Origin of the sequence: Enterobacter cloacae complex sp. IR5450 (genome assembly GCF_049238665.1) — a bacterium.
Taxonomy (GTDB): domain Bacteria; phylum Pseudomonadota; class Gammaproteobacteria; order Enterobacterales; family Enterobacteriaceae; genus Enterobacter; species Enterobacter hormaechei_C.
The window spans coordinates 17,740-40,597 of sequence record NZ_JBMKIC010000039.1 but is presented as its reverse complement, the minus strand read 5'-3'; the positions used below and the strand labels follow the sequence as shown (position 1 = coordinate 40,597).

Below are 22,858 nucleotides of genomic sequence, written 5' to 3'. Positions count from 1 at the left end.
GGACATCTGATGGAAATGGAAGCCACGCAAGCACCTTAAAATCACCATCATACACTAAATCAGTAAGTTGGCAGCATTACCCAAGTGCTGTTAGGCATGCGTTCCAGTTCAAAATACTTCATTGTCCCTCCCTCACGAAGGGTTCTGTACTCATCCAATCCTAAGATTTTCATACTGCATCTCACGGTCTTTTTAATGTTATGATTTCTAGCATCATATCCAGGCTTTTCCTACCCCAAAATCCATGGGACTCTGCATTTTATCATCATTAGCAACCAGCAGATGAGCTTTGTAATAGATGAAGAATGCGCATAAGAAAGCCATAGCTATTCATGTGACATGCCTGTCCTCAGTATTGGATTTAGGTTACCTCCTGGATAAAAACTTACCCATCAACATTAAAAATACAACGATTCCAACAGGCACTCCAACAATAGGTGTAGCGAACGCGCTTACTCCCACGGCGGCAACCATACCTCCCAAAGTACTAAACATGATGGGTATGATTAACATAATGATAGCCTGGGGTATTCCTGCCTTCCAGAGGAGTAACACCATAATGACAACAAAGAACACCATGAGAAAAGGCATTGTTTGCCCCCTTAATTAAACACACTCTCTATATAACGACCATTTGGAAAATTTATTTAGTTATCTTTCAATTAAGGCCTACTTGCAGTTCGCCTGCCACGCTTTGTTATGCGCCAGGATGTCGCGCTTCGTCTGCCTGTCCAGTACATCCCAGTCGTGCGCTGTGCAGTAGATGGGTTTAACCCAGTCGCAAGACGTATCGGCTACCTCAACCCTTACGGGTCCAGTTGTCCCGCAGCTCGCGATCAACATCGTCGTCAGACATATGGTTAACAGTCTGCTGTACATTGCTGGCCTCTTTCGTTGCTTCTACCCGGCGCTCTGCTACTGCTTCAGTGGCGGCGGCCTTCTCTTCAGTGCGCTGCTGGTCTGCTTTCGCTTCCGCTTTGCTGGTGCCGCGAATATGGCCCAGGCCAAAAGCGCCTGCAATGGCGGAAATCACCAGTGCGGCCAGCCCGATTATCGTTTCGATACCCACTCTCACCTCACACCAAAACTGATTTCGCCAGATTAAACAGCGCACGGCGTTTATCCAGCCCGTTGCGGCCGCCATTGATTAACAGTGTCACGCGCTCAATGTCGCCGGAATGAAGAAGGCAACCGCGGGAGGCATAGAACCATGCGGCAGAGCGCGCGGCGTATTCATCCTTTTCAAGCAGCTCCGGATGAGTAACAAGGTCCAGTTTCAACGCCTGGCCACAACTGCGATAGTTGCTCAGGCCGGTAATCTGTTTCAGCCCACGACCGCGATATTTCCAGCCATCACCAGCGACCTGATTGCCAAGGTGTTCTTTTCCCCACTCACCACCGTATACCAGATTGGCGATCGCTTTCTGGTTTGCCGGTTGCGTTGCCGTTCTGCCAAGTGCGGCGGATTGCTGTTGAGTGATGCGGTGGCTGCCGAACGTCGGTACCAGGTTTTCAACCGCGTAATTCAGGTTCTCCACCAGTCGGGTAAATCTGGTGCTTTCATGCCCCATCTGGGCAATAAACATGGCCTGATCAAGCGGTGCGGTGATGCCGTATTCCTTCATGGCGGCGTCGATATGCGGAAACCAGCGCGCAGCTAATCCGGCGCTGATACCAGCCGCCTTCTGAAATTGTGATTGGTTCATTAGTGCCTCAGATGATCAACCAGACGTGCAACGTTGCCTTTGACGGCCACCAGCACGGAAAGGAATATGATATTGGCCGCAATGGTGGCCCATGATGAATGCGGGTAGATCCCACACAGGTACGCCAGCGGTACAGCGCTGTAAGTGACGGTAATCAGCCAGGCTAAACGCGAAATCCATGGCCGATGCCGCGAATCACCACGGCGGTAAAACATCAGAGTAATTACAACTCCGGCGCAGAGCAGCGCGTTGATAGTTGCTGTTGGGTCATTTAGTACCACCTGAACCTCCCCGGCGCGTTATCAGCGCCACCAGCGAGCCGATGTCCTGCTTGTTCAGGAACGTAAGGATTTGAACGGCTAACGCAGAAGCTATTACGGCACCAATAGCATCCAGAGGCTTCTCGGTGTACCCCGTCCAGGATGTGAGTTTTGACCCCAACAACCCCGAACAAAGAATGCCGACGATATACGACACGAAGAAGTAGGCCAGGCGACGTAACACCTTCAGGTCAGCTGCTGTCGCTATGTAGAATACTGCGCCTGCAAATGCTCCAAAAACAACACCGTAATCAGTTCCGGTCAATAGACCGTAAACACTTGCTCCAGTCAAAGCTAAACCGGCCAGCCCTGTGCCGGAAAATGGATCGGACATAGGTCTCCCCTCATATAGCTGTGTATCCTCTCAGTAATGAGGGGAATAAAAAAAGCCCGCACGGGAGCGGGCAACGAATGCAGATATTTATTTTTTTCAATTTCAGAACGAAGATTATCGGCAGTATTGGGAAAGACTTTAGACAATAAAAACCCGGCGCGGTGGCCGGGCAGAAAGTTTATAATTCTGGCTTCATACGGCCAAAAACTTTTTCAATGCCGGCCTCATACTCCTCTTTGTTGTCGCTCATTGCTGCAACGCCAAGAAGTTTGCCGATGTGTTGTCGTAAGGCCTTGACGCCAATTTCAGAAAGGAAGAGGTGTAACTTATCTGATTGCTTTCCATTCTCATCCCTACTGGCGCGAATTTGCTCTAATATCTTCCCCTTACTCTTAGCCAGTGGGACGTAAATTTGCATATTAGTCAACTGTCCAAAGCGGATCGGCCTGCCTTTTTCCGGACGATTAAGTCCATATAACCGATACCATTCCTCATACAACTCGTCGGGAAACTCTTTCTCATATTGGCGGGCTTCCTCTCGTACAAATGCCTTAAAAGCATCGATTACCTCTTGAACTTCAGGTCGATAACCGGCCAATGCATAGGCTACGCCTTTTATACCTGATTTAGCGGAAGCATTTATTAGTTTTTGAGCTGTATCGGCAGCAGGGATTCTAGACGGTGGCAGAGCATCGGCACTTTTTGCATCTATCAGCGCCTTTCCGATATCAACGATCACATCAATATCAAACCCATGAGCGTTATTGATGTTTTTGGACTGCCCACTATATTGAAAATTAATAGGATTTTCAATTTTCGCTATTAAACTTGGACCACCAAACTCCTTCATGTAACCAGCGCTTAGTAGTTTATCGACATCCCTTGCGAAGTTGCCGATACCTAAAAGTCGAGCAAGTCCAGCCTTAGTAACTACTGCGGTTTTCGATTCATCACTTAAGACATAACACTCAGCATCTATTCCAAATTCATCTTTGAAATTACCCATATGGGTGGCTTTGTGAATTTTATCCCTCCACCTTGCAGCAGCAGCCTTTTTGGCAATGTCAGAACGCTGCTCTTTAGTAAGAGACTTCGCCCTGGCAACCCCGCCCTTAGCTTTACCCTTTGGATCTTTCTTGTCGCCTGACATATGCAAGCACCTTTCTGTAAAACATGCTTGCATAGTCAAGAGCATATAAAAGGCCGACGGATGGTAGCCTTCAGTAAACGAATGTTGTAGTGCTTAATGGTCCACCATCGAGGATTCGAACCTTGAACCACAGAGGTAGAAGCTCCGTGCACTGACCAGTGGAAAAAAAAGACCAGCATTGGGTTGCTGGTCATGGGTCATGCAGTTGTCTCTGCGAAGCGGGTGTCTCCCCACCCAGTATTTTCAGTATCGAGAGCATTATCGAATGCCACTTTAACTATAGCATCGCGGTAAAAAATCGCTTTGCCATATTCCTATGGCTCACACTCGGAAGGTTCTGTGACCCATCGTGTAACTCATGACGCGGATATGGCAAAGGCACGCCGGATCACGACCAGAAATTTTAATTAAATAGCTTGCGAATGGTGCCGATAACCTGATCACCAAATGATGATGTGTCATCTTTAAGCGTACCAGTCATAAATGGATAACGAGGAAAACCATTAATGCATAAAAAATTGAAGTTAGCAGGAGCATTTTTATTAGCTATTTCTTCTCTTCCTGCATACACAGCTGACAAAATTGACGGCTGGATCTTTCTGACAAATACAAACAATTTCAACTTCTATGGTAAGGAACGTTCATTGACTGAAAACAAAGGTATTCGGTCAATAATCATACAAGAAGTTCCAATTTCCAAGAACTCCAGTGCGAAAATTCTCTACTCGCATTTCACCATTCCTTCTAAAGCATGCAAAAATGAGTTTGGTGAAATAACAATGTATGAAATGAGCGGAAAAGTTGCTGGAAAATATGATTATGTTAAAGGTGGCTCAAGTGCAGCCGCTTACATAGCTGATCTTGTCTGTGGAAATTAATGAATTAGCTACAAAAACCCGCACTAAAGCGGGTTTAATTTCATTTGGTCGCAATAATCAACTGTGGAAATCATACAGGACATTTTTATGCAAAGTCAACCCTAACATGCAAAAATGCGTCGTCATTTGCTTCGATCATATTATTAAGTTGTTGCCTTCTCGAATTCGACAGCCGCTTGACATTCCCACTTGCGCAGCGTGTCCACAAGCATTTCAAAGAGTGGTTTCCAATTACGCGACCATGATGACTGATGAAGGTCAGGGAGTCGCTTCAGAATGACGCGATATACCGTCGCCGAGGAGATAGCAGAGAAGCCAATACCAGAGCAACGTTCACACGTTTTGAAAACTGGTACGCCACGTTCCTTCGTTGCTTTACGGTCCACCACTTCACCTATGCCGCCGCAACGACAACGGGCGCTTATCGTTCCCTTGCCTTCGCAAACATCACAGACCGCCGGTACAACCTCTGTTACCTCTGTCCACAGCTCCCAGTCAGACGGACGAACGGCACGGGAGCGGCTGGCCCAGTATGGCGCTTTACCCCAAGGGTACGAAACCTTGCGGGTGACCTGCTCTTTAGTGGTCCGGCCGGTACCACAACAGCTGTGACACATCACGCTGGTAGCCGCCGAACAGGAATACTCCGCGAAAGCAAACTGCGCCAGCGTCAACATGCAGGCTCCGAGCTTATCGCCAGCGGCTTTGCGGACATTTTTAGGGGCGTTTTTAATGGCAAACTGCGCCAGCGCCTGAACTGCGAGCTGTTCATCTGTTTTGCTGATACCGGCCTTTCCGAAGAAAGCAGCCAGGCCGAAGCGCGCACGGCTGCTGGTGGTACCAATCGCCGTCATAACATCAGTGCCGGTGAGCCGATCCGGAGAGGTTCCTTTCACGTCGTCGCTGATATGCATACCCTGAGGGCTAAAGTGCTTAAGTGAAGATTCTAATTTCATGAGCCCCTCTACTTCGAGTCAATTCGGATGTAATTACGAAGGATGCGGTAGTCCACCAGCACCGATCCCGGGCGGCGATAAATCCGTAGGCGCTGCCAGCGCGCGCGGAGTATCTCAAGCGTTTCTGGCTTCATCTGGCCTCCTCGATGATGATTTGCCCGGTTTCTCCCCAGATTTTGGTAACCCGTCCGTCCCAGACATGGCTATCTTCGACAAACACTGCATCCAGAAGAGCTTTTTCCAGATTGTCTTTGTCCGGCTTTTGTTGGTGAGGCCGGCCGACATATTGCGCCCGCTTCGTCTTACTCCAGCTCTTTGGCATGGGGATGACGAACGTGACGTGATATCCGGACTCTGGCAGGTGGATGCCCAGCAATCGGACCTGTTCTTTGTATGCCCAGTACGCTGCTGTTGCTGGCCGTTTATGCCATCGATCACGCTGAGTCATTCGGGGCTTGCCAATCGGCGTAATTTCGTAAATTTTCATGCGGGCACCACCAGCCCGCGGCGGGCAACTTCAATCACTGTCAGAACAATCGCGCGGTCCATAAGCTGCCGACGCTCCTCCCTGTTCAGCTTATTCCCGTTATCAATGCTGTCATGACAGCAAATGCAGAGCGCAGCTGTCGCACAATCATCGGTTTTTAATCCCATGCCTTTTGACTCATTTCGGTGCGCAACTTGGGTTCCCCAGGCTCCACACAAAACACAGCATTCAATCTGCCCGACGGCGGCAAGCCACTTTTTATTACGATAAGTTTTTTGCTTAAGCATCATGCACCCCATACTTAAACGAATAGCCATGGCTGCTACGGTATTTACCGTTGCAACAACGAGGAATGGAACCAGATGGAATGTTTAGCGTGCGCCCAGCCTCAGCCGCGCTACCAAAATGCAAGGTTTCGCCATCACTCAATCGTGTGGCAATAACGGACCTGGAAGAATGATGTTTTGCGCCGGTCTTATTTTTATGTCCTCCTGATGGTTTCTTATGCAGGACATCAAACGAGTGACGTATATTTTGCTGACACGTGACCCATTCCAGATTGACGACTCTGTTATCATCTCGAATCCCATTGATGTGATTGACCTGATCACCGTTTCCTCTAGTTGTAGAAAGAAAAACTGAAGCAATAAGTCTGTGCAATTTGGTGCGAGTACTTTCACCATTTTTCACCAAGCTAACTGCGACATAGCCTTTATTACCGTCACGATATGGTTTCAACACCCTCCCCATCACCGTACGCCCACGACAATCAACACGGTCAAGAGAACGAACCCGCCCTAAATCACTAACCTCATAAATGCCTTCATATCCGGGAATGCTTTCCCAATTTTCTTCAATAGCCATGATCACCCCCACATCCGTTGACGAAGTGATCGCGGCGTATGTTCCAGGCGAGCACAAACCGGCAACCGGGCACTGACCGTCCAGGTCAGGAAATCAGGATTGAGGCTTTTTTCGGTTCTGATACCGCGAGCCCGATAAACTGCAATCAGGCTGTCGGCCTGTTCACTGGTGCATTCCGTATGGTGAAAATATGAATACTTCATTCCCGTCACCCCGCGAAGCTCATGAGTTGCGCAGCGGCGTTCTCCGCCTCGCGTTGGTTCCTGAATGCCTTGGATAATATCCAGCGCCAGAGGACATCAAGCGCGGCCTTGTACAGCTGCTGGAACTCAATTTCGTCCATGTTGGCGAATGAAATACTGCGTGGGTGCTTCTGAAGTGTGCCATCCGGAAGTTTGATAGCGTCGTAATGCCCGGCCTGAATAGTCACCCAGGCGCGGTATGCATCGAAAGATTTACAGAGGCTGATCCCGTTTGTTACGCGGCGGCTCGCAACCTGCACAAGATAGTGCTCAGCGGCATCGAGCAGTGCGCCTTCGTTTCCGCCATAGGAGGCCAAGAATTTAGCGTAGCCGGTAACCAGCTTGCGCTCGTTGGATGAGATTGCACCGCCGGTAGGCTCCCAGTATTCGAAGCCCAGATTCAGCAGAGCGAAGAAGCGGCGATGAAACGCAGGATTGCGTACCTGTTTGAAGTCGGCCACCAGCACGGCGCCGAGCTTGATTTTTGATTGCAGCAAATCGCTGGTCTCCGGCGTAGCCGGGATCAGGATCCCTGAGGACTGCTTAATGAGTTGTAACTGCGCCATGGTGTTCACTCCGTGGCGCATCGCGGTCAGGTTGCTGGTTGTTCAGGCCAGCTCAAGAATTATGATTGCGTACGTAGTGACAAGTCAATTTTTAGAAGCCATTTCCCTTACAATTTCCATAATGGTTTCTTTGGACCAGTAACGATCATCCCTACTTAGTTTTCTGTGAGTTATGGAGCTATCTTTGGTGGAAATTATATAGCGCTCTTCCGCCCCCAACTTGAAGGACAGCAACTCCCTTCCTTTCCCATCGGTTATGGTCACTCGCAGATCTGACTGAACTACACCCTCCACGGAATCCCCCTGAGCGACATACAGACGCGATTAGAAATTGTCGGCAGCAGCATCAAAGGGATTCGCAAATTGCGGTATTCTGAAAATGCGCGCTACCCCTGAGTACACCCTTAATAGAACCAGTCGTCTGCACTTTCCCAGGTTTCCTGAAGGATACCTTCAACCGTCTTCTTCGCTTCCTTTGCCCCACCATAAACGCTTAACCCATCCGAACCAGCACGACGAACAACCAGACTGCAATCCTCGAACTGATTCCGGAGCCGTTTTAGCAGTTCTTTTTCCAGCGCTGGCATTGCTCCATCAGGAAGTTTCTTTGTGCGATCAATGGTTAACTCAACTTTCATGGTGGCCTCCTTTGCACATACTGTGTTTTTATACAGTAACCCGCAAACTCAGAATGATCAACCTGTTAAGAGCACAAAATGTTAAAAACATAAACTTTTAGACATAAAAAAACCTGCCGAATAAGGCAGGTTATTTGTTGCTTTTACATACGTTGCTTAATAGCACTGGAATATGGTGTTGAACTTTGACTCTGTATTATAGGTTCCGTAAAACCCAGCCATCTTTCCTATTCCCTTGCTATACATCATGCTCCCTGAATAGCCAATAATCATATTTTCTTTCGCAATATTCAGTATAGGACTATGGAAAACCTCACCGTTTCCAAAATTTTCAAACATAATATCGAAACGATTACCGTAATCAATAATCACAGTCCCTGATGGAGACTGGCTATCAAGTTTTGCTTCTTTATAATTCGTGATGCTGCATTTTTTTGTGGCAGCACCAGCCGGATTGTTGAGATTGGTAGCAACTGGAGATTCTACATATCTTGTTTGTTCTTTAATCACGCAACCTGATAACACTGGAAGCACCATGCCCAGAAGAAGGAATTTTTTCACGATTAGTCCTTTGATATATTTCTGACAAGATTATTCCTCAGCAGAGTGTCGAGAAAAAGCTGAAGCCTAATAATTAGGATTTTCCTCAGATAGGATAGCAATATTAACCACAATACGATATCGCTTGTCATCAGGCCGCCAACTCTCTTGGCACACAAAGATCAGGAAGATTCGCCCTCACCAGCGCCTCAGCGAATGGCGGAGGCACAGCATTGCCGCAACGGATTAATGAGAAAGAAAAAACCCGCCGAAGCGGGTTTGCTTTGCGTCACTAATGAAACTTCTCTTACAGCGAATCACGAGCGAAGCATTCTCGCGCACGTTGCGTTGCTAAGGCTACGGGGTTGAATGGCTCTCCGTGCCCATTTAAGTTGGTAAGCGGTGTTTTGTTGAACGGTTTTTGAGACGAAGATAGAATCAAACAAAACATTAAAAATGGAATATTAATTATGGATAAGAAAACCGCATCGCTGGGCTTTTCTGCTCTGTTTGTTGCGAGTGTCGCTTTTGCTGAAACTACAAGTAACTGGGTTGAGGTTACCACAGCTGATGATGGCGTTTTTTCAGCAAAAGCAGGGACATACAGGAATGTTAAAGGTGATTCATCTGCCTTGTTCATGTATCAAACAAAAAATAAAAAAGTAGAGTATTACAAAGTTAGTATTAAAGATGCCGACTGCGATAGTGGATATGGAGAGATAAAACTCTTCTATATGGATGGGAAGTTAGCTTTCAAAGGTGATTATGTTGCCGAAGGGAACAGCGTCGGCGCTGGTATTGGTGATTTTATGTGTGCCGTTAGAGGTGCTGCTAACTCACAAAAACGTTAAAGGAGGGGGCTATTGTTAAAACAATAGCTCATAATCCATATCAGAAAAATACTGATTCCGCCATTTCTGGATAAAACCCTTTACGCTCCGGCCATAGAGAATTACTTCTGTGCTCTGCTGGGGATTTAGCCATCATTCAACCTGCTGTTGCGGCGGCAACTCATCACTATTACTTACAGGTTGGCTACCCTGAAGATTGGCGGCGCGGCAGGCATTCCAGCCGCAACGAAAAGTGACATCAAAGTTGTCCTCTTCCATGAACCTACACTTGTACTCTTCGCGTGTCAGCTCACCAGGAACAGATACCTGCGCTGGCGGGGCGGAGTAAATACTCGTCCTCAATGCCCTCAACGGGTTTTGAGAAGCCGATAAAATTACCGTTATGCCAAGGTTAAGGGCCGTATGGCTCAACGGTCACACGACGCCAGCAAAGAATGGCAGTCCCCGCTTCGAGCGATTCCAGCGCTAACTTCATCACAGCAAGCGCCCGCATCTTCGTTTACGATGCCAGGCGTTGCATCGCGCTCTTCTTCAAGCTCCGAAATGGTCTTCAGGAGCTATTCTTTTAGGGTATTGCTCATGATGCTGCTCCTTTGCGAAGTTGGGCGGCGAACTCGCGGGCATCATCACCGCTGATATCTGCATGCATCTCTTTGGCGAACATCTCCACTGCTTGCGCCCGAACTTCAGCTAGGAAAGTATCGGTGGCCGGGGTTTCTCTACGTTGCATTACGACATTTATCGCCTGCTGTAAGCCCACATCAGGCCTCATGGAGCCGTGCGTGTTGAATGCGTCCAAAGCCAACAGCATTGTTTCGCTGTCAGTTGCCGGGACTTTTTTCAGCCCCGCATTCTCCGCAGCCAGCGCAGCGAGCTTGGCTTCTGACTCGGCAAGTTTCTTACGCAAACCAAGTTCACAGCTATGCGCACCGCTGCGCCCCCTCTCAAAAGAAAATCCGCAGTCACAATAAAAAACGTTGTCTTTCTCGGTAATCATGCCGCCGCCTTGTTGTGTGAAAAACGTTTCAGGTCAAAGTCGATTGTTGCCCGCAGGTCACGGAAGATACCGCAGCGCCCGTGGCGAACTAGACCACCCTGCTCCACCGCTACGCGGAGATATTTATCCGCTGTGGTCCGGTGAAGGCCGAACATCGCAACGACGTCATTCGTGGTGATGCGCCCCTGCTCCTTCACCAGTTCGATAATTCGGTTGATGATCAGGGCGCGTTCTCTGTCGGTTTTCTTTCTGGCCATCGGTTATTCCCTCCCTGTCAGCTGCTGCACGAGATTTCTGTGGCGACCAATAACACGAACCGCGTCACGCAGTTTGGTCAGTTGCTCCAGCTTGTTTCTGGTGCGGCGGATTTCGCGAGAAATGTCCCGCACCGCTGGTACCGCTTCGACTGCGTCGCACCCTTCGGTGAACGAGGGGATTTCACTCACGATCTGTTCGACTGGTTTTGCTTCTTCCGGCGCGGCAGGTGCCTCCGGTACCGGTTCTTGCTTAAGGGGTTCTGTAACAACCGCAAGGGACCAGGTAACGCCTTTGCCCTTCCCGTTCTTCACCACAACGCCCTGGCGCTCCAGCGCGCGAAGAACAGAGACCATTCCGCGGGCATTGCGATTGACGGCCGCAGCCAGCGAAACTGTCGTCATTGCCCCTTGCTCACGCAGCTGCTGTCGGACGACATCAGGATCAACGGGTTCCGGCTCCTCACCTTTCAGACGCGGCGCCGGATGAACAGGTGCCTTTGGCGTTGACTGCTGAGACTGACCTTTCACGGTACCGAGGAACCAGCCGCCGTCTCCAAAATCGCATAACCCCTGATCACGCTGCTCACGTAACATGGTGAGCGCATCGACCGGGTCGATATCAAGACGTGCAGCAACTTCGCGGTATGTCGCCCGGCCCATTTTTTCCAGTGCTTGAATTACGGTTCCCATGGTTTTTCCTCTGAAATTATTTAACAGGACGCAGATGCGACACGTTTTTTCGATAACTTTCCCAGTCGAAATTCACCCAGATACCGCCATCCATCTGAAGACGATCCATAACGCGAGCGCCCAGGGTGTTCACCAGTTCGCCGTGGTTCAGATTGGTCAGGATGCCGACCGGACGCATCGAGGAAAGTCGACGGTCAATAACTTGATTGATGATGACCTTCTCGCCACTGGAGCCGCGCTGAATACCGACCTCATCCAGCACCAGGAGATCAACGTTACACAGGTCGTTTAGCAGGGACGATTCGGACTGCCCGTCGTCGTAGCACTCGCGAATACGGAGCATCAGGTCGGGGATGGTCACTACCAGAACCGAGTGGCCTGCACCCAGCAGGTGATTGCCAATTGCCGCGGCAAGGTGGTTCTTACCGGTTCCTGGCGCTCCACTGAATACAAAGCTTGCGAAGCTGCCGCCGCCGAAGTTCTGCGCGTAGCTTTTTGCCATGCTGTATGCCTGGCGCTGCTCCGGCCCTTTCACCTCGTAATTGGCGAACGAGCAACTGCGATGCAGTGCCTGGATGCCGGCACGACCAAAAATCTTTTCTGAGCGGGCGCGCTGGTTCATCTTGTCGATTTCTCCGGACCGCTTACGACCTTCGGTTTCCTGCCACGCCTGCCACTCTTCAACGCTGGTGAATTTTGGCTGAACGCTGGCCGGGATAATTTTCTTCAGGCGCTCAAGTGCGCTTCCAGTACCAATCATATTTTTCATCGCTACCCCCTGAACCCTGGTGGGATGGATTTATCTGGACGAGAAATGGCATTCAGATCGCGCATACCTGATGGCGCCGTCACTTCCCAGGCTTCCTCATAGTGTTTCGAAGGGCCATAAAACGTTGCCGCCTGCTTCACGTACTCCGTATTCAGCTTCCCTGTAGCCCTCACGAACTCAGCGTAACGCCGGGTGCCGTCAAGCAACTCCTGAACTGTGGCACCTGTTTTAACCCTGGCCTTCCAGGCTTTGCAGGCGTCAGCCTTGCTGTTGCCGCCTGAACGCTTTGGATAAATCGCCCATGCCTGTTCGAAGTCGTCAGGGTAGGGATTTTTTTTCTGAGAGGTCACACCATCGGAGGAGTCATCACTACCTGGGGGTGTGGCGGAGCCATGCCCCAAAATGTTTTCTTCTTCCTGTTCCTGTTCCTGTTCCTGTTCCTGGTTAAGGAACGGTTCCAAAACCCTTTCAGAACCCTTTAGTTTTGCGCCTCCGAAATGAGCTATCGCATCATTCATAATCCGCGCCAGCTCTGGCTTGACGGACGACTTATCCGGCACCTGTGAAAATAAGCGCATGGCCGCTATACCCTGATTGGGATTCTCAACAGGGTTCCAGCTCATGAAGTTCCTGATCAGAACCCATTTCGTGGTAATATCACGCGTTGCGAAACCGTTCTTGGATAGTTCATCAAACCCTTTCGAAACCCTTTTGGAACTCCAGTTAAGGTCTTCTGAAACGTATCCATCAGGCAGACGGAAACACCCAATCATGTTCGTGTGTTGTCCCGTGAGCAGGTACAGCGCAAGCAGACGAGCATCATCAGAAACTCGCCGCATTCCATCGCTTATCCAAAAAGATGTATGCACCTTGCCGTAATCACGCATAAAAACCTCTGAATGCTTAAAGTGCTGTCGGTTCGTCAGTTTTTGCTGAGTGCTTAAAGATCACCTCGACGCACAAAAAAACGCAGTCCTGACAGATGCATCCACCAGGCCCAGCAATAAGTGAGCCATTGAACTCGGTGCTTTTAACTCCGCAGAATGAGCACATGTAAAAATCTCGTATTTCTTTTTTACTAGCTGTTTTTTCTGTCATAATCCCCTCGTAATTTCGCCTTGAATTACATCGAAGGTCGGTTCCGTTGACGCGGCCCGGCCTTCACCTCTTTCAGAACAGCCCCTGCTGCTTACCGCGCTTGATGCGCTTCGACTCAAACCGGTCTGCCGGCACAGTCTGTTTTTCAGCCCATAACTTCGCGTGACGCAAAACATCATCGAAAATCCTCCCCTTACGACTTGCCTGAGACATTCGCTTGTACATATCGACGGCCTGGAATGCCCCCCCCCCTGCGCGACAGCTGCGGTGAAGCCCTGCCGGATAAGTTCTTCGCGAACGTGCTTTTCAATAAATTCGACATGATTCACTGCACACCTCACATGACGCCCGGGCCCATGACTGCGAGACCACTCAGAACCTGAACAACAGCCTCGCCAGGCAGAAGCGCCAGCAGGTGTTCAATGCCCTCCCTCACCTCTTTCACCAGCTGGTGCTGCGGCGCCCTCAGAATCACCGCGCGTTTCGCTTCCCCGATCTCCTTCTCCATCGCTGCATAACGCGTCATAAAGCAGTCCTGAGGTACCAGGCGGCCACGGAACTCAAGCGGTAGAACGGCGATGATCGCGGGCGACAGCTGGCTGATGTTTTTGCGCGCATACTCCGTATCACCATCGAGCCAGCGGAAGAGTTTCTGACGCTTACGGCTCAGGTCTTCGGGAAATTCCAGCCCGGCGCCGCCCTGTCGTTCCCACTCCTCAACGATGATCCCGGCAACGACATCCTGGTTATCCAGTGACGCGGCCCAGGCACGAACGGCATCGCGGATCTGTTCGTGCTTATCTGCCGCGCCTGGCTGATTGCGATTTATCATCGCAACCGGAGTTAATCCGGTATTTTGTTGATATGAAATGGCGTGCATGTTCAGGACTCCTGTTTTGGCAGCCCGTCTGTGGGATTTGGATATGCTTCGGGATCAATTTCATGAGGGGTAACCACCCAGCCCAGGAGCTGGCATAACGGGATGATGCGTTTCTGTGGAATTCCATTTTTATAAATCCACTTCCCGACAGCCTGACCGCTGATACCAAAATGCTTACCAATAGAGGCCCGGGAAGCTGCGTTACTAATTTTTTGCTGAGTTTCTTTGTTCATGTGCTCTCCTTTTGTAGATGGATCGAAGCATACATGACGAAAGTTTATGTTTCAACAAACGAAAGATATTGTTTTAGTGCTGAGCGAAACCTTAGGTTGTAAAATGTGCGTATGAATGAGATTAACTACCCAGTGTTTGCCAAGCGAATTCAACAGGTCATGACAGAAAACGGCTGGAACAAATCCGATCTTGCCAAGAAAGTCATGCTCTCTCACACGGCTGTGCAAAATTGGGCCAAAGGGAAAAACGTTGCGAGTGGTGAAAGACTAAAACGGTTAGCCGCTGCCACGGGTAAACCCGAGCACTGGTTCTTTCTCCCCATAGAAGAAATTGACTCCTCCGAACGCTCTCAGAGGGAGCTGGACGAAACTGAATTAGTGATGCTTTCTCTCTTCAATCAGCTTCCCGAAGCTGAGAAGCTACGTCTTATCCTTCATACGAAAGGCGTCTTGAATGATTTAGAGCTGCTCAAGAACGACGTCTACGACCTGATAAACAACAACCACAAATAAATCTTTCATCACGATAAATCGAATGGCACCTGAACGGTGCCTTTTTTTTGCCTCGATACGAAATTTATACTTTCACATCACTTTACAAGCGAAACTTAATGTTGCATCATTGAATTCATCGACAACAAGCGCACCGTTGTCAGGTTAAGAAATGTTCCGCCAGCCTGGCGACAAGGGCAAACAAGAGGGAATCATCATGGTTCATCAGCACTATGGCACCCAGACGGTCAACCGCGGCGCAGTTATGCCAGGCATGCTCGTCAAACACAAAGATTCAACCTGGACCGCGTCTGCTAATGCACGAGGCCGTCTGTATCTTCACCGTGGCGTCGAACGCACCTACACCAAAGATTTGCTGGTTGAGGTCTATTTAAACGGCGTTGGAAATGGCCTTAGCCATTAACGGAGGGCGTTATGCAGGAAAAGAAATGCGCGTACTGCCGCAAGCCGATCGAGCAAGGGAAGGAAGTTAAAAACAAACTGCTCTTCATCCACGGCTCGCAGTTGAAACGCGAACAACGTGATTACTGTTCTGTGCGTTGCGCTTCGTTCGACCAGATGGCTCACGAAGCATAACGTAAAAACCCGCCGAAGCGGGCCTATACGTCCGGTGACACCGACCAAAGTTACACCGGAATTTATACCAAACCAAAAACACCCCCAATGGGCGCTATTTCTGGCCCGGGGATCTTACATCCAAAAATGAGGATCTGACATGGAATTTTTCCATCTGCTCAAAGCCAGTCAGAAATCTGGCAAGAAAGATGCGGTTATTTGGTTCACTGCGAAAAGTGCAGCCCGCGCCAATCTCCAACTCGATGTTGCACTGGAAGAAGCAGGCATTGAAGAAACTGGCCGCGGTAAAGACTACGCCAAACCGATCCGCACCGATTTCCCCGTATATAACGACCTTCCGGAAGAAGGCACTGTGGATTACACCTGGTGCGAGCGCTACGCACTCCAGGACGATGGACGCACCTGGCTGCCAAAGGCTGTTGCTGAGTCGACTAGCCCTGTGGACAACACTTCCGCTCCGGAAACGACCGTTAAAGTCGAAACTATCGACGAGAGTGTTACGCTTGAAAACCGTACTCCAGCAGTCCGTTTTGCCTTCCACCTGACCTGCGACAAATATCAGACGCATATCAGTAAAGAGCAGCAGCTGGCTGCCAGCGAAATGTCGCTGGATGAAGGCAACACCTATCTCCAGAATCTGCTCCTGGCGAAGAATGACACCCCTGAAGTTGCCGAACTCAGCCTGAGCGCTGAATGGAAACTGGTCCAGGCGATTAAGCAGGTATTCGCGCCAGATGAAGAGCACGAAGTAAAGCTACTTGCTGCTTTCATGGCCGACTGGTTGAGAGTTGATGCCGGTGACCGTAATGAGGTAGTGAGAGAGTGGAAGAACGGAAAGCTTACTCTGCTCAAATCAGAAAGAACCAGCGACGCCGGGGTTGAAACTGATCAGCATATCGCTATTGATGACGGTATCCAGATCGGCGAGCACGACGATGAAAACACCCGTTATCCAGTGTGCAGAATGCCCTTCCGCAAACAACTTCTTTCACAGTTCACCACCGACGAAATGCGCCACCACGTAACCCGCGAGGAGTACGAAGCTATCAGCACGCTCGAGATGGACACTGACAACAGCTACGTTCAGAACCTGCTGCTGGCGGCAGAAAACTGCGAAGAGGTTAAGGGTTACGATACCAAAGACCTTTGGCGCTATACCGACGCCATTCGCAAGGTGTTCAGCCAGGAGAAGCGTCACGAACTCGCTTTGGTTCTTCGTTTCACCAAAATATGGACTGAAACTGATTACATTGACCGTGGCATCCTGGCGCGCGAATGGGCTGCCGGAAACCGCATCAGCAGCGTGCAGCGTACTGATTCCGGCACTAACGCTGATGGCGGCCATGTTACTGACCGCGGCGAAGGCGCACACCATACGCTGGACTCTCTCGATCTCGAGATCGCCTGCGCCCTGCTGCCGATGGACTTCAACCCACACGAAATACCAGGCAGCGTTCTGCGCCGCGCGAAGGAAATTGTCGCTAAAAAAGAGGAGCCGTGGAAATCATGGAGCAGCATTCTGCGCAACCAGCCCGGCGTTCTGGCGGTTAACCGGACGGCAATTTTTAACCTGGTGCGTATCGCTCCTGAGAACATCCACAAGACGCCTGCTGCTCACTTGGAATTTGTTAATCGAACGATGACAACAAATTTCAATTCGACAACAGAGTTAATGCCGCTGCCTTCTGCCGCTCCAGGTATTTCACGTGAAAACGTGGGCAAGCAGCTGGCAGCCGAACGTGGTGAGTTTGTCGAGGGTATTAGCGACCCAACAGATCCGAAATGGGAAATGACCCAGCGTGTGGCCACCACTACTCACGAAGAGAATTTACAACGGATTCGTGAAGAAGGTGCGCGCCGCCGCGCCGAGGAAGCGAAAGGACAACCGAAAATCACAAGTATGGGCAACGGCATATTTTCCATTGATGCCCTGCTCAACCAAAACGCCTCAAATGAAGCCGAAAAAACGGAAAACGCAGCGGAGACCACCAGCGATGTGCAGATGGAAACGACTCAGCCAGAGAAAGTCGAAAATACTGATCCGGTACAACCAGGCGAAGGCGCTGATGCAGTTGATACGCAAGCAGTTACCGTAGCTCCGGTAGAGATACTGGCCGCTGCCGCGCCAAGCCTGGCGAATCAGGAACAGGCCGGTGATCACCAAAAAACAGATTCTGCCATCAAGGAAGAGCCAGAACCTGCTCAAAGCGAACCAGAATCGGCACAACACGAACCAGAAGTGCATCAGGAAGAACCATCTGTTGAATATCCTGCTTATTTCGAGCCAGGCCGCTATGAAGGTCTTCCGAACGAGGTTTACCACGCCGCCAACGGCATCAGCTCAACCCAGGTAAAAGACGCCCGCGTCAGCCTGATGTACTTCAATGCGCGCCACGTTGAAAAAACCATCGTCAAAGAGCGCTCCGCTGTTCTGGACATGGGCAACTTAGTGCATGCGCTGGCGTTGCAGCCTGAACAGCTGGATGCGGAGTTCAGCATTGAACCGGTTATCCCGGAAGGCGCATTCACCACCACGCCGACACTGCGCGCCTTTATCGATGAGTACAACGCCAGCCTGCCGGCGCTGCTGTCTGCCGACGACATCAAGGTGTTACTGGAAGAGTACAACGCTACCCTGCCCGCTCAGGTGCCGCTGGGCGCTAGCCTGGAAGAAACAGCGCAGAACTATATGACGCTGCCAGCTAACTTCCAGCGTATCGATGCAGACCAGAAGCAGACGGCAACGGCAATGAAAGCCTGCATCAAAGAGTACAACGCCACCCTGCCGACGCCGGTTAAAACTAGCGGCAGCCGTGACGCGCTGCTCGAGCAGTTAGCGATCATCAACCCTGACATGGTGGCGCAGGAAGCACAGAAGCCACAACCGCTGAAAGTCTCTGGCACGAAGGCAGATCTGATTCAGGCCGTGAAGACAGTCAAACCAGATGCCGTGTTTGCCGACGAGCTGCTGGATGCCTGGCGCGATAACCCGGAGGGGAAAGTGCTGGTCACTCGCCAGCAGCTGGGCACCGCACTGAATATTCAAAAAGCGCTTCTGGCACACTCGACCGCTGGCATGCTGCTGACCCACCCGAGCCGCGCCGTCGAGGTGAGTTACTTCGGCTTTGATGAGGAGACGGGCCTGGAAGTTCGTGTGCGCCCTGACCTTGAGATCGACCTGGACGGCGTGCGTATTGGTGCTGACCTGAAAACCATCAGCATGTGGAACGTTAAGCAGGAAAGCCTGCGCGCCAGGCTACACCGGGAAATCATTGAACGTGATTATCACCTGAGCGCGGCTATGTACTGCGAAACCGCGGCGCTGGACCAGTTCTTCTGGATTTTCGTCAACAAAGACGAGAACTACCACTGGATCGCCATCATCGAGGCATCCGCAGACCTTCTGGAACTGGGCATGCTCGAGTACCGAAAAGCAATGCGCGCTATAGCAACCGGCTTCGACACAGGGGAATGGCCAGCGCCAATCATCGACGATTACATCGACGAACTGAACGACTTCGACCTGCGCCGCCTTGAAGCGCTGCGTACTCAGGCATAAGGGGAATGATGATGGAAAACATGAATATCGTAACTGCTGAGCAGCAGGCTCCAAACACTATCTCTGCCAGCAACTCAATTTTCAACGTTCAGGCACTGGGTCAGTTGCAGGCTTTCGCCGGGCTGATGGCCCAGTCTGTCGTTACAGTACCGGCACACTTGGCAGGAAAGCCTGCGGATTGCATGGCGATTGTTATGCAAGCCATGCAGTGGGGCATGAACCCTTACGCGGTGGCGCAAAAAACTCACCTGGTCAACGGCCAGTTGGGTTATGAAGCGCAGCTTGTTAACGCCGTAATTACCAGTTCCAGTGCCATTCATGGCCGTTTTCATTATCGTTACGGCGGCGACTGGGAACGTTGCACCAAAACCAAAGAAGTGACCCGTGAAAAAATGGGTAAGAACGGTAAGTACACTGTTGCCGAACGCGTTCGCGACTGGACTGATGAAGACGAAGAAGGTCTCTATGTTCAAGTCGGAGCAATTCTTCGTGGTGAAAGTGAAATCACCTGGGATAAACCTCTTTACCTGTCGCAGGTAGTTACTCGAAATTCGCCGCTGTGGGTTTCAAAGCCCGACCAGCAAATAGCCTATCTCGGCGTGAAATATTGGGCGCGCTTGTACTGCCCGCACGTGATCCTAGGCGTTTACACGCCTGATGAGATTGAGCAGCCCACCGAAAGGGAAATTAACCCGGCACCGGTTCAGAAAATGAGCCTGGCTGATATCAAAGGTGAAAATGTAGTAAACACGCAGGATCCTCAGGAGCCATCTGTAAATATCGACACCCTGGCCCAGGATTTCCGCGACCGCATTGAGGCCGCTCAGGATGTGGATAGCGCCAAAGCAGTCCGTGCCGACATCGAAACGGCTAAAGCGACGCTTGGATCCGCACTGTTCACCGAGCTGAAAAACAAAGCCGTTAAGCGGTACTACCTGGTCGATGCACGTAACAAGGTTGAGGCGGCTATCAACTCCCTACCTTCTCCGGAAGAACCGGACGCGACAGAGCGGTTCGCGGAAGCCGAGCGTGTGCTCGCATCTTCAAAGCGTCACTTGGGCGACGAGTTGCACGATCAGTTCAGCATCACCCTGGCGGATATGAAACCGGAATACGTGGACTAAGGGAGGCGGGAGGGTCCGCCCTCCCAGTAACAACATGACGAAAATTATCGAACGCGGGATGATTTTTAACAGCGAGATGGTGCGCGCCATCCTCGACGGCAGGAAGACGCAGACACGGCGCCCGGTAAAGTTTCCGATATTGGATAGAAATCTTGGGTGCGAGCTGGCTGGCAATGAACTGGCAGGGGAGCTGTCGGCAGGGAACTATCTGAACAGCGCATTTGGCAAGCCAGGCGACCGCATCTGGGTGCGCGAGACGTGGGCGCGCTACAACATCGACCAGAACAGCCACGACATAGCGTACCGCGCCACAACTCCAGCAGACTGGCCAGAAGAAGGCCGCTGGCGTCCAAGCATCCACATGCCGCGCTGGGCGAGCCGCATCACGTTGGAGATTACCGGGGTGCGGATTGAGCGCTTGAATGGCATCAGTGAAGCGGATGCAGAAGCGGAAGGCATCGACATGGATGCACTTGCTGACTCACAGGACTGTTACGACTGCATTGCAGGCCACAACATGACCGGAAGACCAACGGCAACAGGCGCATTTAAGTACCTGTGGGAATCCATCTACGGTTCTGACAGCTGGCGCGCTAACCCATGGGTCTGGGTGATCGAGTTTAAGCGTATCGAAGGAGATGGCCATGCGACTGATTAACCGAGGTAACCAGCAATCCCCGTTAGCGCGTCAGGCATGCGAAATCGCGCTGGCTGCCCACCAGCAAAGATACGGCGACTATGGGCGCAGCAAGATGAAAGAGACCTACACGGTGAGAGTTGAAGGCGTGAAGGTCTGGGTTGAGGTGGTGAACCGCAAGACGAGCTATGTGGCCACGGCAATGACAGGCATGCGCCGCCTGCGTGCCCTTCCCGGCCAGGTGTCCTGATAAAGAATTATCAAACGGCCCCGGTAGGGGCCCTTGGAGAATAAAGATGAGCAAAGCAACGAATAAATTTGAGCTGATGAGCACTAAAGACATCTGCGGGCAGCTGTGTATTTCCTCACGTACGCTCGAACGCTACAGGAAAAGAGCCCCAAACGAGAACCCTTTCCCTGAGCCCGATTGCGCTTACATGGGCGGCCCCAATAAATGGTTAAAAACCAAAGTTACAGCCTGGCAAATCAGAGAGATGTCCAGGACCACCCGCAAGCCTATGTCCCACTTAAACCTCACGCGTGATGATAAAGGCCGCCTCACCCGACCTGACGCGGCGTGAACTCCAGAATGTCGGGCTCGACGATGCTCATAAGTCGGGCCCACCACTTACCATATGCCACTCTCATTTCCTCAACATAGGTGTGCTTGTCGTATACCGACCACACCCCAGGCAGTTTGTGCCCGAGCATTATCTCGGCGATATGCGGCTCGGTTAGCTCTGAGAAATTCGTTCGCGCAGTTCGGCGTAGGTCATGAATAGTAAAGTGTGGGACCTGCTCGTTATAAGCCTTGAGCATGAACTTAACCAGGTTGCTGCTGATGCTCATATGGAAGCCTTCACTCATCGGCTTGTCTTCATATTTTGAAAAAACAAAGCGTCCAGGCGCCAGCTCAATGGCCCGTTTTATCAGCGGGAGCATTTCCGGGATGATAGGTCGAATTATCGGTTTCTTTGTCTTCCGCCCTGTCTTGTGGTTTTCCCATGGAACAGTCCAGATCCCTTCTTCAAAATCAAAGTGTGCGACTTCAGCCTGCCGGAGTTCGCCGACCCTGCACGCCCATATCAGTGACAATTTATAGAGGATCTTGTTTCGCTCAATGAGTCGGGAATCCTCAATGGCTCGCCAGACAATCGCCAGTTCTTTACGGTCCAGGGTTCGCTCACCCATTTGTTTCTGGATGCCGAAATCACGCCCAGACATTTCTGACAGCGGGTTAACTTCCAGCAGCTGCCGTTTCACTGCCCAGGAATAACACTGTCGGCCGTTGCTGATCACGCGCCGGGTGATCTCGCTGTAACCCTGGGCCAATCTGTCCAGGACAGTGAGCCAGTTGTGTAACGTGAGCTGATGCGCAGGGTATTTCCCGAGCTTGGGGAAAACGTGCAGTTCAAACGAGCGGAGGACCTGCCCGGCTGATTCTTTCTGAATGCAGACCATTGAGTGCCATTCACGGAACAGCTCTTCGAAGGTGTACTGGCTATTAATCTTGGCTTTGTCGAGGCTTTGCCTGATCCTTGGGTTTTCGCCACGGGCAAGAATAGCGGCCCACTTAGCCACTTCATCGCGCGCAGCCTTTAAACCGAACTCCGGATAGCTGCCGATCGTCATCTTGTCCTGTTTACCCAGGAAGCGGAATCGGTAGAAAAAAGTAACGGCCCCCTTTTTGGAGATACGTACCCACAGACCATCACGGTCTGCCTTTTCTTCAACTTTGTCTCGTTCGCGCCCAAGGCACGACTTTAGATAACTATCTGAAATAGCCATGATTTGTCCCTGCGTGTGTCCATCAGAACGGGGGGTTATGTGTCCATCATAGGATATGGACGCACTGGTGGACACAAAAACCATGACTTATGATGTCGTAGGTTGACTGTACATGCAAACAGTATAATTTTTGGAAAGGCTGATTTGATGGGGATCTTGAGGCGTTTTTGTCGGAGGTTTGCGGAGGCTGGCGGGGTATCAATTA

33 protein-coding genes and 1 pseudogene are annotated in these 22,858 nt (G+C 50.9%); 10 read left to right on the top strand and 24 right to left on the bottom strand.

What is annotated here, in order from left to right:
* Positions 1 to 799: 799 nt before the first annotated feature.
* The 5 genes from ACOTYB_RS21615 to ACOTYB_RS21595 form a co-directional block, all read right to left on the bottom strand.
* Positions 800 to 1,069, bottom strand: a complete 270-nt coding sequence (locus tag ACOTYB_RS21615; protein ID WP_421765881.1) for a hypothetical protein — start codon at positions 1,067 to 1,069, stop codon at positions 800 to 802.
* A 7-nt stretch (positions 1,070 to 1,076) separates the two neighbouring features.
* A complete protein-coding gene (locus tag ACOTYB_RS21610) occupies positions 1,077 to 1,706 on the bottom strand; it encodes a glycoside hydrolase family 19 protein (protein WP_023304238.1) in 630 nt (209 codons plus the stop codon).
* Positions 1,706 to 1,987, bottom strand: coding sequence for a phage holin family protein (locus tag ACOTYB_RS21605; RefSeq protein WP_022651286.1), 282 nt, complete (start codon positions 1,985 to 1,987; stop codon positions 1,706 to 1,708). Before ACOTYB_RS21605 ends, ACOTYB_RS21610 begins: the two co-directional genes overlap by 1 nt.
* On the bottom strand, positions 1,974 to 2,360 hold the full coding sequence (locus tag ACOTYB_RS21600) for a phage holin family protein (protein ID WP_409249035.1): 387 nt from the start codon (positions 2,358 to 2,360) through the stop codon (positions 1,974 to 1,976). Before ACOTYB_RS21600 ends, ACOTYB_RS21605 begins: the two co-directional genes overlap by 14 nt.
* Before the next feature lie 178 nt (positions 2,361 to 2,538).
* Positions 2,539 to 3,510, bottom strand: a complete 972-nt coding sequence (locus ACOTYB_RS21595) for a P63C domain-containing protein (RefSeq protein WP_047736739.1) — start codon at positions 3,508 to 3,510, stop codon at positions 2,539 to 2,541.
* Positions 3,511 to 4,016: 506 nt separating this feature from the next.
* Between ACOTYB_RS21595 and ACOTYB_RS21590 the strand changes: the two genes are divergently transcribed.
* Positions 4,017 to 4,388 (top strand): hypothetical protein, encoded by a 372-nt coding sequence (locus ACOTYB_RS21590; protein WP_006811580.1) that lies wholly within the window; start codon positions 4,017 to 4,019, stop codon positions 4,386 to 4,388.
* Positions 4,389 to 4,531: 143 nt separating this feature from the next.
* On the opposite strand, the gene ACOTYB_RS21585 is transcribed toward ACOTYB_RS21590, so the two are convergent.
* The 9 genes from ACOTYB_RS21585 to ACOTYB_RS21545 all read right to left on the bottom strand — a co-directional run bounded on the left by ACOTYB_RS21585 (position 4,532) and on the right by ACOTYB_RS21545 (position 8,702).
* Positions 4,532 to 5,344: an antitermination protein gene (locus ACOTYB_RS21585; protein WP_220153292.1), complete on the bottom strand. Its 813-nt coding sequence runs from the start codon at positions 5,342 to 5,344 to the stop codon at positions 4,532 to 4,534.
* Between the two features lie 8 nt (positions 5,345 to 5,352).
* Positions 5,353 to 5,478, bottom strand: a complete 126-nt coding sequence (locus ACOTYB_RS21580) for a YlcG family protein (RefSeq protein WP_220153293.1) — start codon at positions 5,476 to 5,478, stop codon at positions 5,353 to 5,355.
* Positions 5,475 to 5,831, bottom strand: a complete 357-nt coding sequence (locus ACOTYB_RS21575) for a RusA family crossover junction endodeoxyribonuclease (protein ID WP_220153294.1) — start codon at positions 5,829 to 5,831, stop codon at positions 5,475 to 5,477. The genes ACOTYB_RS21580 and ACOTYB_RS21575 overlap by 4 nt, the downstream gene beginning before the upstream one ends.
* Positions 5,828 to 6,121, bottom strand: a complete 294-nt coding sequence (locus ACOTYB_RS21570) for a DUF1364 domain-containing protein (protein WP_230325787.1) — start codon at positions 6,119 to 6,121, stop codon at positions 5,828 to 5,830. The genes ACOTYB_RS21575 and ACOTYB_RS21570 overlap by 4 nt, the downstream gene beginning before the upstream one ends.
* On the bottom strand, positions 6,111 to 6,695 hold the full coding sequence (locus tag ACOTYB_RS21565; RefSeq protein ID WP_045349311.1) for an NUMOD4 domain-containing protein: 585 nt from the start codon (positions 6,693 to 6,695) through the stop codon (positions 6,111 to 6,113). The genes ACOTYB_RS21570 and ACOTYB_RS21565 overlap by 11 nt, the downstream gene beginning before the upstream one ends.
* A gap of 2 nt (positions 6,696 to 6,697) precedes the next feature.
* Positions 6,698 to 6,898, bottom strand: coding sequence for a hypothetical protein (locus ACOTYB_RS21560; protein WP_072047913.1), 201 nt, complete (start codon positions 6,896 to 6,898; stop codon positions 6,698 to 6,700).
* 5 nt (positions 6,899 to 6,903) lie between these two features.
* Positions 6,904 to 7,503, bottom strand: coding sequence for a DUF1367 family protein (locus ACOTYB_RS21555; RefSeq protein ID WP_220153295.1), 600 nt, complete (start codon positions 7,501 to 7,503; stop codon positions 6,904 to 6,906).
* 404 nt (positions 7,504 to 7,907) lie between these two features.
* A complete protein-coding gene (locus ACOTYB_RS21550; protein ID WP_006811588.1) occupies positions 7,908 to 8,141 on the bottom strand; it encodes a DinI family protein in 234 nt (77 codons plus the stop codon).
* A 156-nt stretch (positions 8,142 to 8,297) separates the two neighbouring features.
* Positions 8,298 to 8,702 carry a hypothetical protein gene (locus ACOTYB_RS21545; RefSeq protein ID WP_006811589.1) on the bottom strand — a complete coding sequence of 135 codons (405 nt, stop codon included), beginning with the start codon at positions 8,700 to 8,702 and terminating at the stop codon, positions 8,298 to 8,300.
* Between the two features lie 449 nt (positions 8,703 to 9,151).
* Here ACOTYB_RS21545 and ACOTYB_RS21540 point away from each other — a divergent pair, with 449 nt between their 5' ends.
* Positions 9,152 to 9,532: a hypothetical protein gene (locus tag ACOTYB_RS21540; protein WP_006811590.1), complete on the top strand. Its 381-nt coding sequence runs from the start codon at positions 9,152 to 9,154 to the stop codon at positions 9,530 to 9,532.
* Positions 9,533 to 9,664: 132 nt separating this feature from the next.
* Here the strand turns inward: ACOTYB_RS21540 and ACOTYB_RS21535 are convergent, their stop codons facing one another.
* The 9 genes from ACOTYB_RS21535 to ACOTYB_RS21495 form a co-directional block, all read right to left on the bottom strand.
* Positions 9,665 to 9,790, bottom strand: coding sequence for a hypothetical protein (locus ACOTYB_RS21535; protein ID WP_006811591.1), 126 nt, complete (start codon positions 9,788 to 9,790; stop codon positions 9,665 to 9,667).
* Between the two features lie 319 nt (positions 9,791 to 10,109).
* Positions 10,110 to 10,529 carry a hypothetical protein gene (locus ACOTYB_RS21530; protein WP_023304246.1) on the bottom strand — a complete coding sequence of 140 codons (420 nt, stop codon included), beginning with the start codon at positions 10,527 to 10,529 and terminating at the stop codon, positions 10,110 to 10,112.
* A complete protein-coding gene (locus ACOTYB_RS21525) occupies positions 10,526 to 10,786 on the bottom strand; it encodes a DUF977 family protein (RefSeq protein ID WP_006811594.1) in 261 nt (86 codons plus the stop codon). Before ACOTYB_RS21525 ends, ACOTYB_RS21530 begins: the two co-directional genes overlap by 4 nt.
* Positions 10,787 to 10,789: 3 nt before the next feature.
* The gene (locus ACOTYB_RS21520) at positions 10,790 to 11,476 is read right to left on the bottom strand and encodes a DUF1627 domain-containing protein (protein ID WP_409249034.1); all 687 of its coding nucleotides are present in this window, start codon (positions 11,474 to 11,476) and stop codon (positions 10,790 to 10,792) included.
* Positions 11,477 to 11,492: 16 nt separating this feature from the next.
* Positions 11,493 to 12,245, bottom strand: coding sequence for an ATP-binding protein (locus tag ACOTYB_RS21515; RefSeq protein WP_421765880.1), 753 nt, complete (start codon positions 12,243 to 12,245; stop codon positions 11,493 to 11,495).
* A 2-nt stretch (positions 12,246 to 12,247) separates the two neighbouring features.
* Entirely contained in the window at positions 12,248 to 13,132 is an 885-nt protein-coding gene (locus ACOTYB_RS21510) for a hypothetical protein (protein WP_409249033.1), read from the bottom strand.
* Positions 13,133 to 13,148: 16 nt separating this feature from the next.
* Positions 13,149 to 13,298: a ClpX C4-type zinc finger protein gene (locus ACOTYB_RS21505; protein ID WP_223832652.1), complete on the bottom strand. Its 150-nt coding sequence runs from the start codon at positions 13,296 to 13,298 to the stop codon at positions 13,149 to 13,151.
* A gap of 382 nt (positions 13,299 to 13,680) precedes the next feature.
* Positions 13,681 to 14,223 carry a toxin YdaT domain-containing protein gene (locus ACOTYB_RS21500; protein WP_006811599.1) on the bottom strand — a complete coding sequence of 181 codons (543 nt, stop codon included), beginning with the start codon at positions 14,221 to 14,223 and terminating at the stop codon, positions 13,681 to 13,683.
* 2 nt (positions 14,224 to 14,225) lie between these two features.
* Complete coding sequence (locus ACOTYB_RS21495) at positions 14,226 to 14,456, bottom strand: helix-turn-helix domain-containing protein (protein ID WP_006811600.1); 231 nt, start codon at positions 14,454 to 14,456, stop codon at positions 14,226 to 14,228.
* Between the two features lie 111 nt (positions 14,457 to 14,567).
* Between ACOTYB_RS21495 and ACOTYB_RS21490 the strand changes: the two genes are divergently transcribed.
* The 8 genes and pseudogenes from ACOTYB_RS21490 (at position 14,568) to xis (ending at position 21,446) form a co-directional block, all read left to right on the top strand.
* Positions 14,568 to 14,969 carry a helix-turn-helix domain-containing protein gene (locus tag ACOTYB_RS21490; protein WP_006811601.1) on the top strand — a complete coding sequence of 134 codons (402 nt, stop codon included), beginning with the start codon at positions 14,568 to 14,570 and terminating at the stop codon, positions 14,967 to 14,969.
* 196 nt (positions 14,970 to 15,165) lie between these two features.
* The gene (locus ACOTYB_RS21485; RefSeq protein WP_032674134.1) at positions 15,166 to 15,372 is read left to right on the top strand and encodes a phage encoded cell division inhibitor protein; all 207 of its coding nucleotides are present in this window, start codon (positions 15,166 to 15,168) and stop codon (positions 15,370 to 15,372) included.
* An 11-nt stretch (positions 15,373 to 15,383) separates the two neighbouring features.
* Positions 15,384 to 15,545: a YdaE family protein gene (locus tag ACOTYB_RS21480; protein WP_006811603.1), complete on the top strand. Its 162-nt coding sequence runs from the start codon at positions 15,384 to 15,386 to the stop codon at positions 15,543 to 15,545.
* A gap of 139 nt (positions 15,546 to 15,684) precedes the next feature.
* Positions 15,685 to 19,104, top strand: coding sequence for a RecE family exodeoxyribonuclease (locus ACOTYB_RS21475; protein ID WP_409249032.1), 3,420 nt, complete (start codon positions 15,685 to 15,687; stop codon positions 19,102 to 19,104).
* Positions 19,079 to 20,228, top strand: a pseudogene (locus tag ACOTYB_RS21470) (RecT family recombinase). Before ACOTYB_RS21475 ends, ACOTYB_RS21470 begins: the two are co-directional and overlap by 26 nt.
* A 34-nt stretch (positions 20,229 to 20,262) precedes the next feature.
* The gene (locus ACOTYB_RS21465) at positions 20,263 to 20,886 is read left to right on the top strand and encodes a hypothetical protein (protein ID WP_006811606.1); all 624 of its coding nucleotides are present in this window, start codon (positions 20,263 to 20,265) and stop codon (positions 20,884 to 20,886) included.
* Complete coding sequence (locus ACOTYB_RS21460; protein ID WP_032674007.1) at positions 20,873 to 21,115, top strand: DUF4060 family protein; 243 nt, start codon at positions 20,873 to 20,875, stop codon at positions 21,113 to 21,115. Before ACOTYB_RS21465 ends, ACOTYB_RS21460 begins: the two co-directional genes overlap by 14 nt.
* Before the next feature lie 46 nt (positions 21,116 to 21,161).
* Positions 21,162 to 21,446 carry an excisionase Xis gene (gene xis, locus ACOTYB_RS21455; protein ID WP_023314677.1) on the top strand — a complete coding sequence of 95 codons (285 nt, stop codon included), beginning with the start codon at positions 21,162 to 21,164 and terminating at the stop codon, positions 21,444 to 21,446.
* Here the strand turns inward: xis and ACOTYB_RS21450 are convergent.
* Entirely contained in the window at positions 21,424 to 22,653 is a 1,230-nt protein-coding gene (locus ACOTYB_RS21450; protein ID WP_006811608.1) for a tyrosine-type recombinase/integrase, read from the bottom strand. The genes xis and ACOTYB_RS21450 overlap by 23 nt on opposite strands.
* Positions 22,654 to 22,858: the final 205 nt, after the last annotated feature.

Coding starts and splice junctions, on each gene's coding strand:
- ACOTYB_RS21450 (WP_006811608.1), bottom strand. CDS start 22,653: ATGGCTATTTCAGATAGTTATCTAAAGTCGTGCCTTGGGCGCGAACGA.
- ACOTYB_RS21535 (WP_006811591.1), bottom strand. CDS start 9,790: ATGGAAGAGGACAACTTTGATGTCACTTTTCGTTGCGGCTGGAATGCC.
- ACOTYB_RS21515 (WP_421765880.1), bottom strand. CDS start 12,245: ATGAAAAATATGATTGGTACTGGAAGCGCACTTGAGCGCCTGAAGAAA.
- ACOTYB_RS21600 (WP_409249035.1), bottom strand. CDS start 2,360: ATGTCCGATCCATTTTCCGGCACAGGGCTGGCCGGTTTAGCTTTGACT.
- ACOTYB_RS21485 (WP_032674134.1), top strand. CDS start 15,166: ATGGTTCATCAGCACTATGGCACCCAGACGGTCAACCGCGGCGCAGTT.
- ACOTYB_RS21560 (WP_072047913.1), bottom strand. CDS start 6,898: ATGAAGTATTCATATTTTCACCATACGGAATGCACCAGTGAACAGGCC.
- ACOTYB_RS21580 (WP_220153293.1), bottom strand. CDS start 5,478: ATGAAGCCAGAAACGCTTGAGATACTCCGCGCGCGCTGGCAGCGCCTA.
- ACOTYB_RS21565 (WP_045349311.1), bottom strand. CDS start 6,695: ATGGCTATTGAAGAAAATTGGGAAAGCATTCCCGGATATGAAGGCATT.
- ACOTYB_RS21595 (WP_047736739.1), bottom strand. CDS start 3,510: ATGTCAGGCGACAAGAAAGATCCAAAGGGTAAAGCTAAGGGCGGGGTT.
- ACOTYB_RS21520 (WP_409249034.1), bottom strand. CDS start 11,476: ATGGGAACCGTAATTCAAGCACTGGAAAAAATGGGCCGGGCGACATAC.
- xis (WP_023314677.1), top strand. CDS start 21,162: ATGAGCAAAGCAACGAATAAATTTGAGCTGATGAGCACTAAAGACATC.
- ACOTYB_RS21475 (WP_409249032.1), top strand. CDS start 15,685: ATGGAATTTTTCCATCTGCTCAAAGCCAGTCAGAAATCTGGCAAGAAA.
- ACOTYB_RS21555 (WP_220153295.1), bottom strand. CDS start 7,503: ATGGCGCAGTTACAACTCATTAAGCAGTCCTCAGGGATCCTGATCCCG.
- ACOTYB_RS21530 (WP_023304246.1), bottom strand. CDS start 10,529: ATGATTACCGAGAAAGACAACGTTTTTTATTGTGACTGCGGATTTTCT.
- ACOTYB_RS21585 (WP_220153292.1), bottom strand. CDS start 5,344: ATGAAATTAGAATCTTCACTTAAGCACTTTAGCCCTCAGGGTATGCAT.
- ACOTYB_RS21540 (WP_006811590.1), top strand. CDS start 9,152: ATGGATAAGAAAACCGCATCGCTGGGCTTTTCTGCTCTGTTTGTTGCG.
- ACOTYB_RS21575 (WP_220153294.1), bottom strand. CDS start 5,831: ATGAAAATTTACGAAATTACGCCGATTGGCAAGCCCCGAATGACTCAG.
- ACOTYB_RS21525 (WP_006811594.1), bottom strand. CDS start 10,786: ATGGCCAGAAAGAAAACCGACAGAGAACGCGCCCTGATCATCAACCGA.
- ACOTYB_RS21510 (WP_409249033.1), bottom strand. CDS start 13,132: ATGCGTGATTACGGCAAGGTGCATACATCTTTTTGGATAAGCGATGGA.
- ACOTYB_RS21610 (WP_023304238.1), bottom strand. CDS start 1,706: ATGAACCAATCACAATTTCAGAAGGCGGCTGGTATCAGCGCCGGATTA.
- ACOTYB_RS21570 (WP_230325787.1), bottom strand. CDS start 6,121: ATGATGCTTAAGCAAAAAACTTATCGTAATAAAAAGTGGCTTGCCGCC.
- ACOTYB_RS21500 (WP_006811599.1), bottom strand. CDS start 14,223: ATGCACGCCATTTCATATCAACAAAATACCGGATTAACTCCGGTTGCG.
- ACOTYB_RS21480 (WP_006811603.1), top strand. CDS start 15,384: ATGCAGGAAAAGAAATGCGCGTACTGCCGCAAGCCGATCGAGCAAGGG.
- ACOTYB_RS21505 (WP_223832652.1), bottom strand. CDS start 13,298: ATGTGCTCATTCTGCGGAGTTAAAAGCACCGAGTTCAATGGCTCACTT.
- ACOTYB_RS21495 (WP_006811600.1), bottom strand. CDS start 14,456: ATGAACAAAGAAACTCAGCAAAAAATTAGTAACGCAGCTTCCCGGGCC.
- ACOTYB_RS21465 (WP_006811606.1), top strand. CDS start 20,263: ATGACGAAAATTATCGAACGCGGGATGATTTTTAACAGCGAGATGGTG.
- ACOTYB_RS21590 (WP_006811580.1), top strand. CDS start 4,017: ATGCATAAAAAATTGAAGTTAGCAGGAGCATTTTTATTAGCTATTTCT.
- ACOTYB_RS21460 (WP_032674007.1), top strand. CDS start 20,873: ATGCGACTGATTAACCGAGGTAACCAGCAATCCCCGTTAGCGCGTCAG.
- ACOTYB_RS21490 (WP_006811601.1), top strand. CDS start 14,568: ATGAATGAGATTAACTACCCAGTGTTTGCCAAGCGAATTCAACAGGTC.
- ACOTYB_RS21550 (WP_006811588.1), bottom strand. CDS start 8,141: ATGAAAGTTGAGTTAACCATTGATCGCACAAAGAAACTTCCTGATGGA.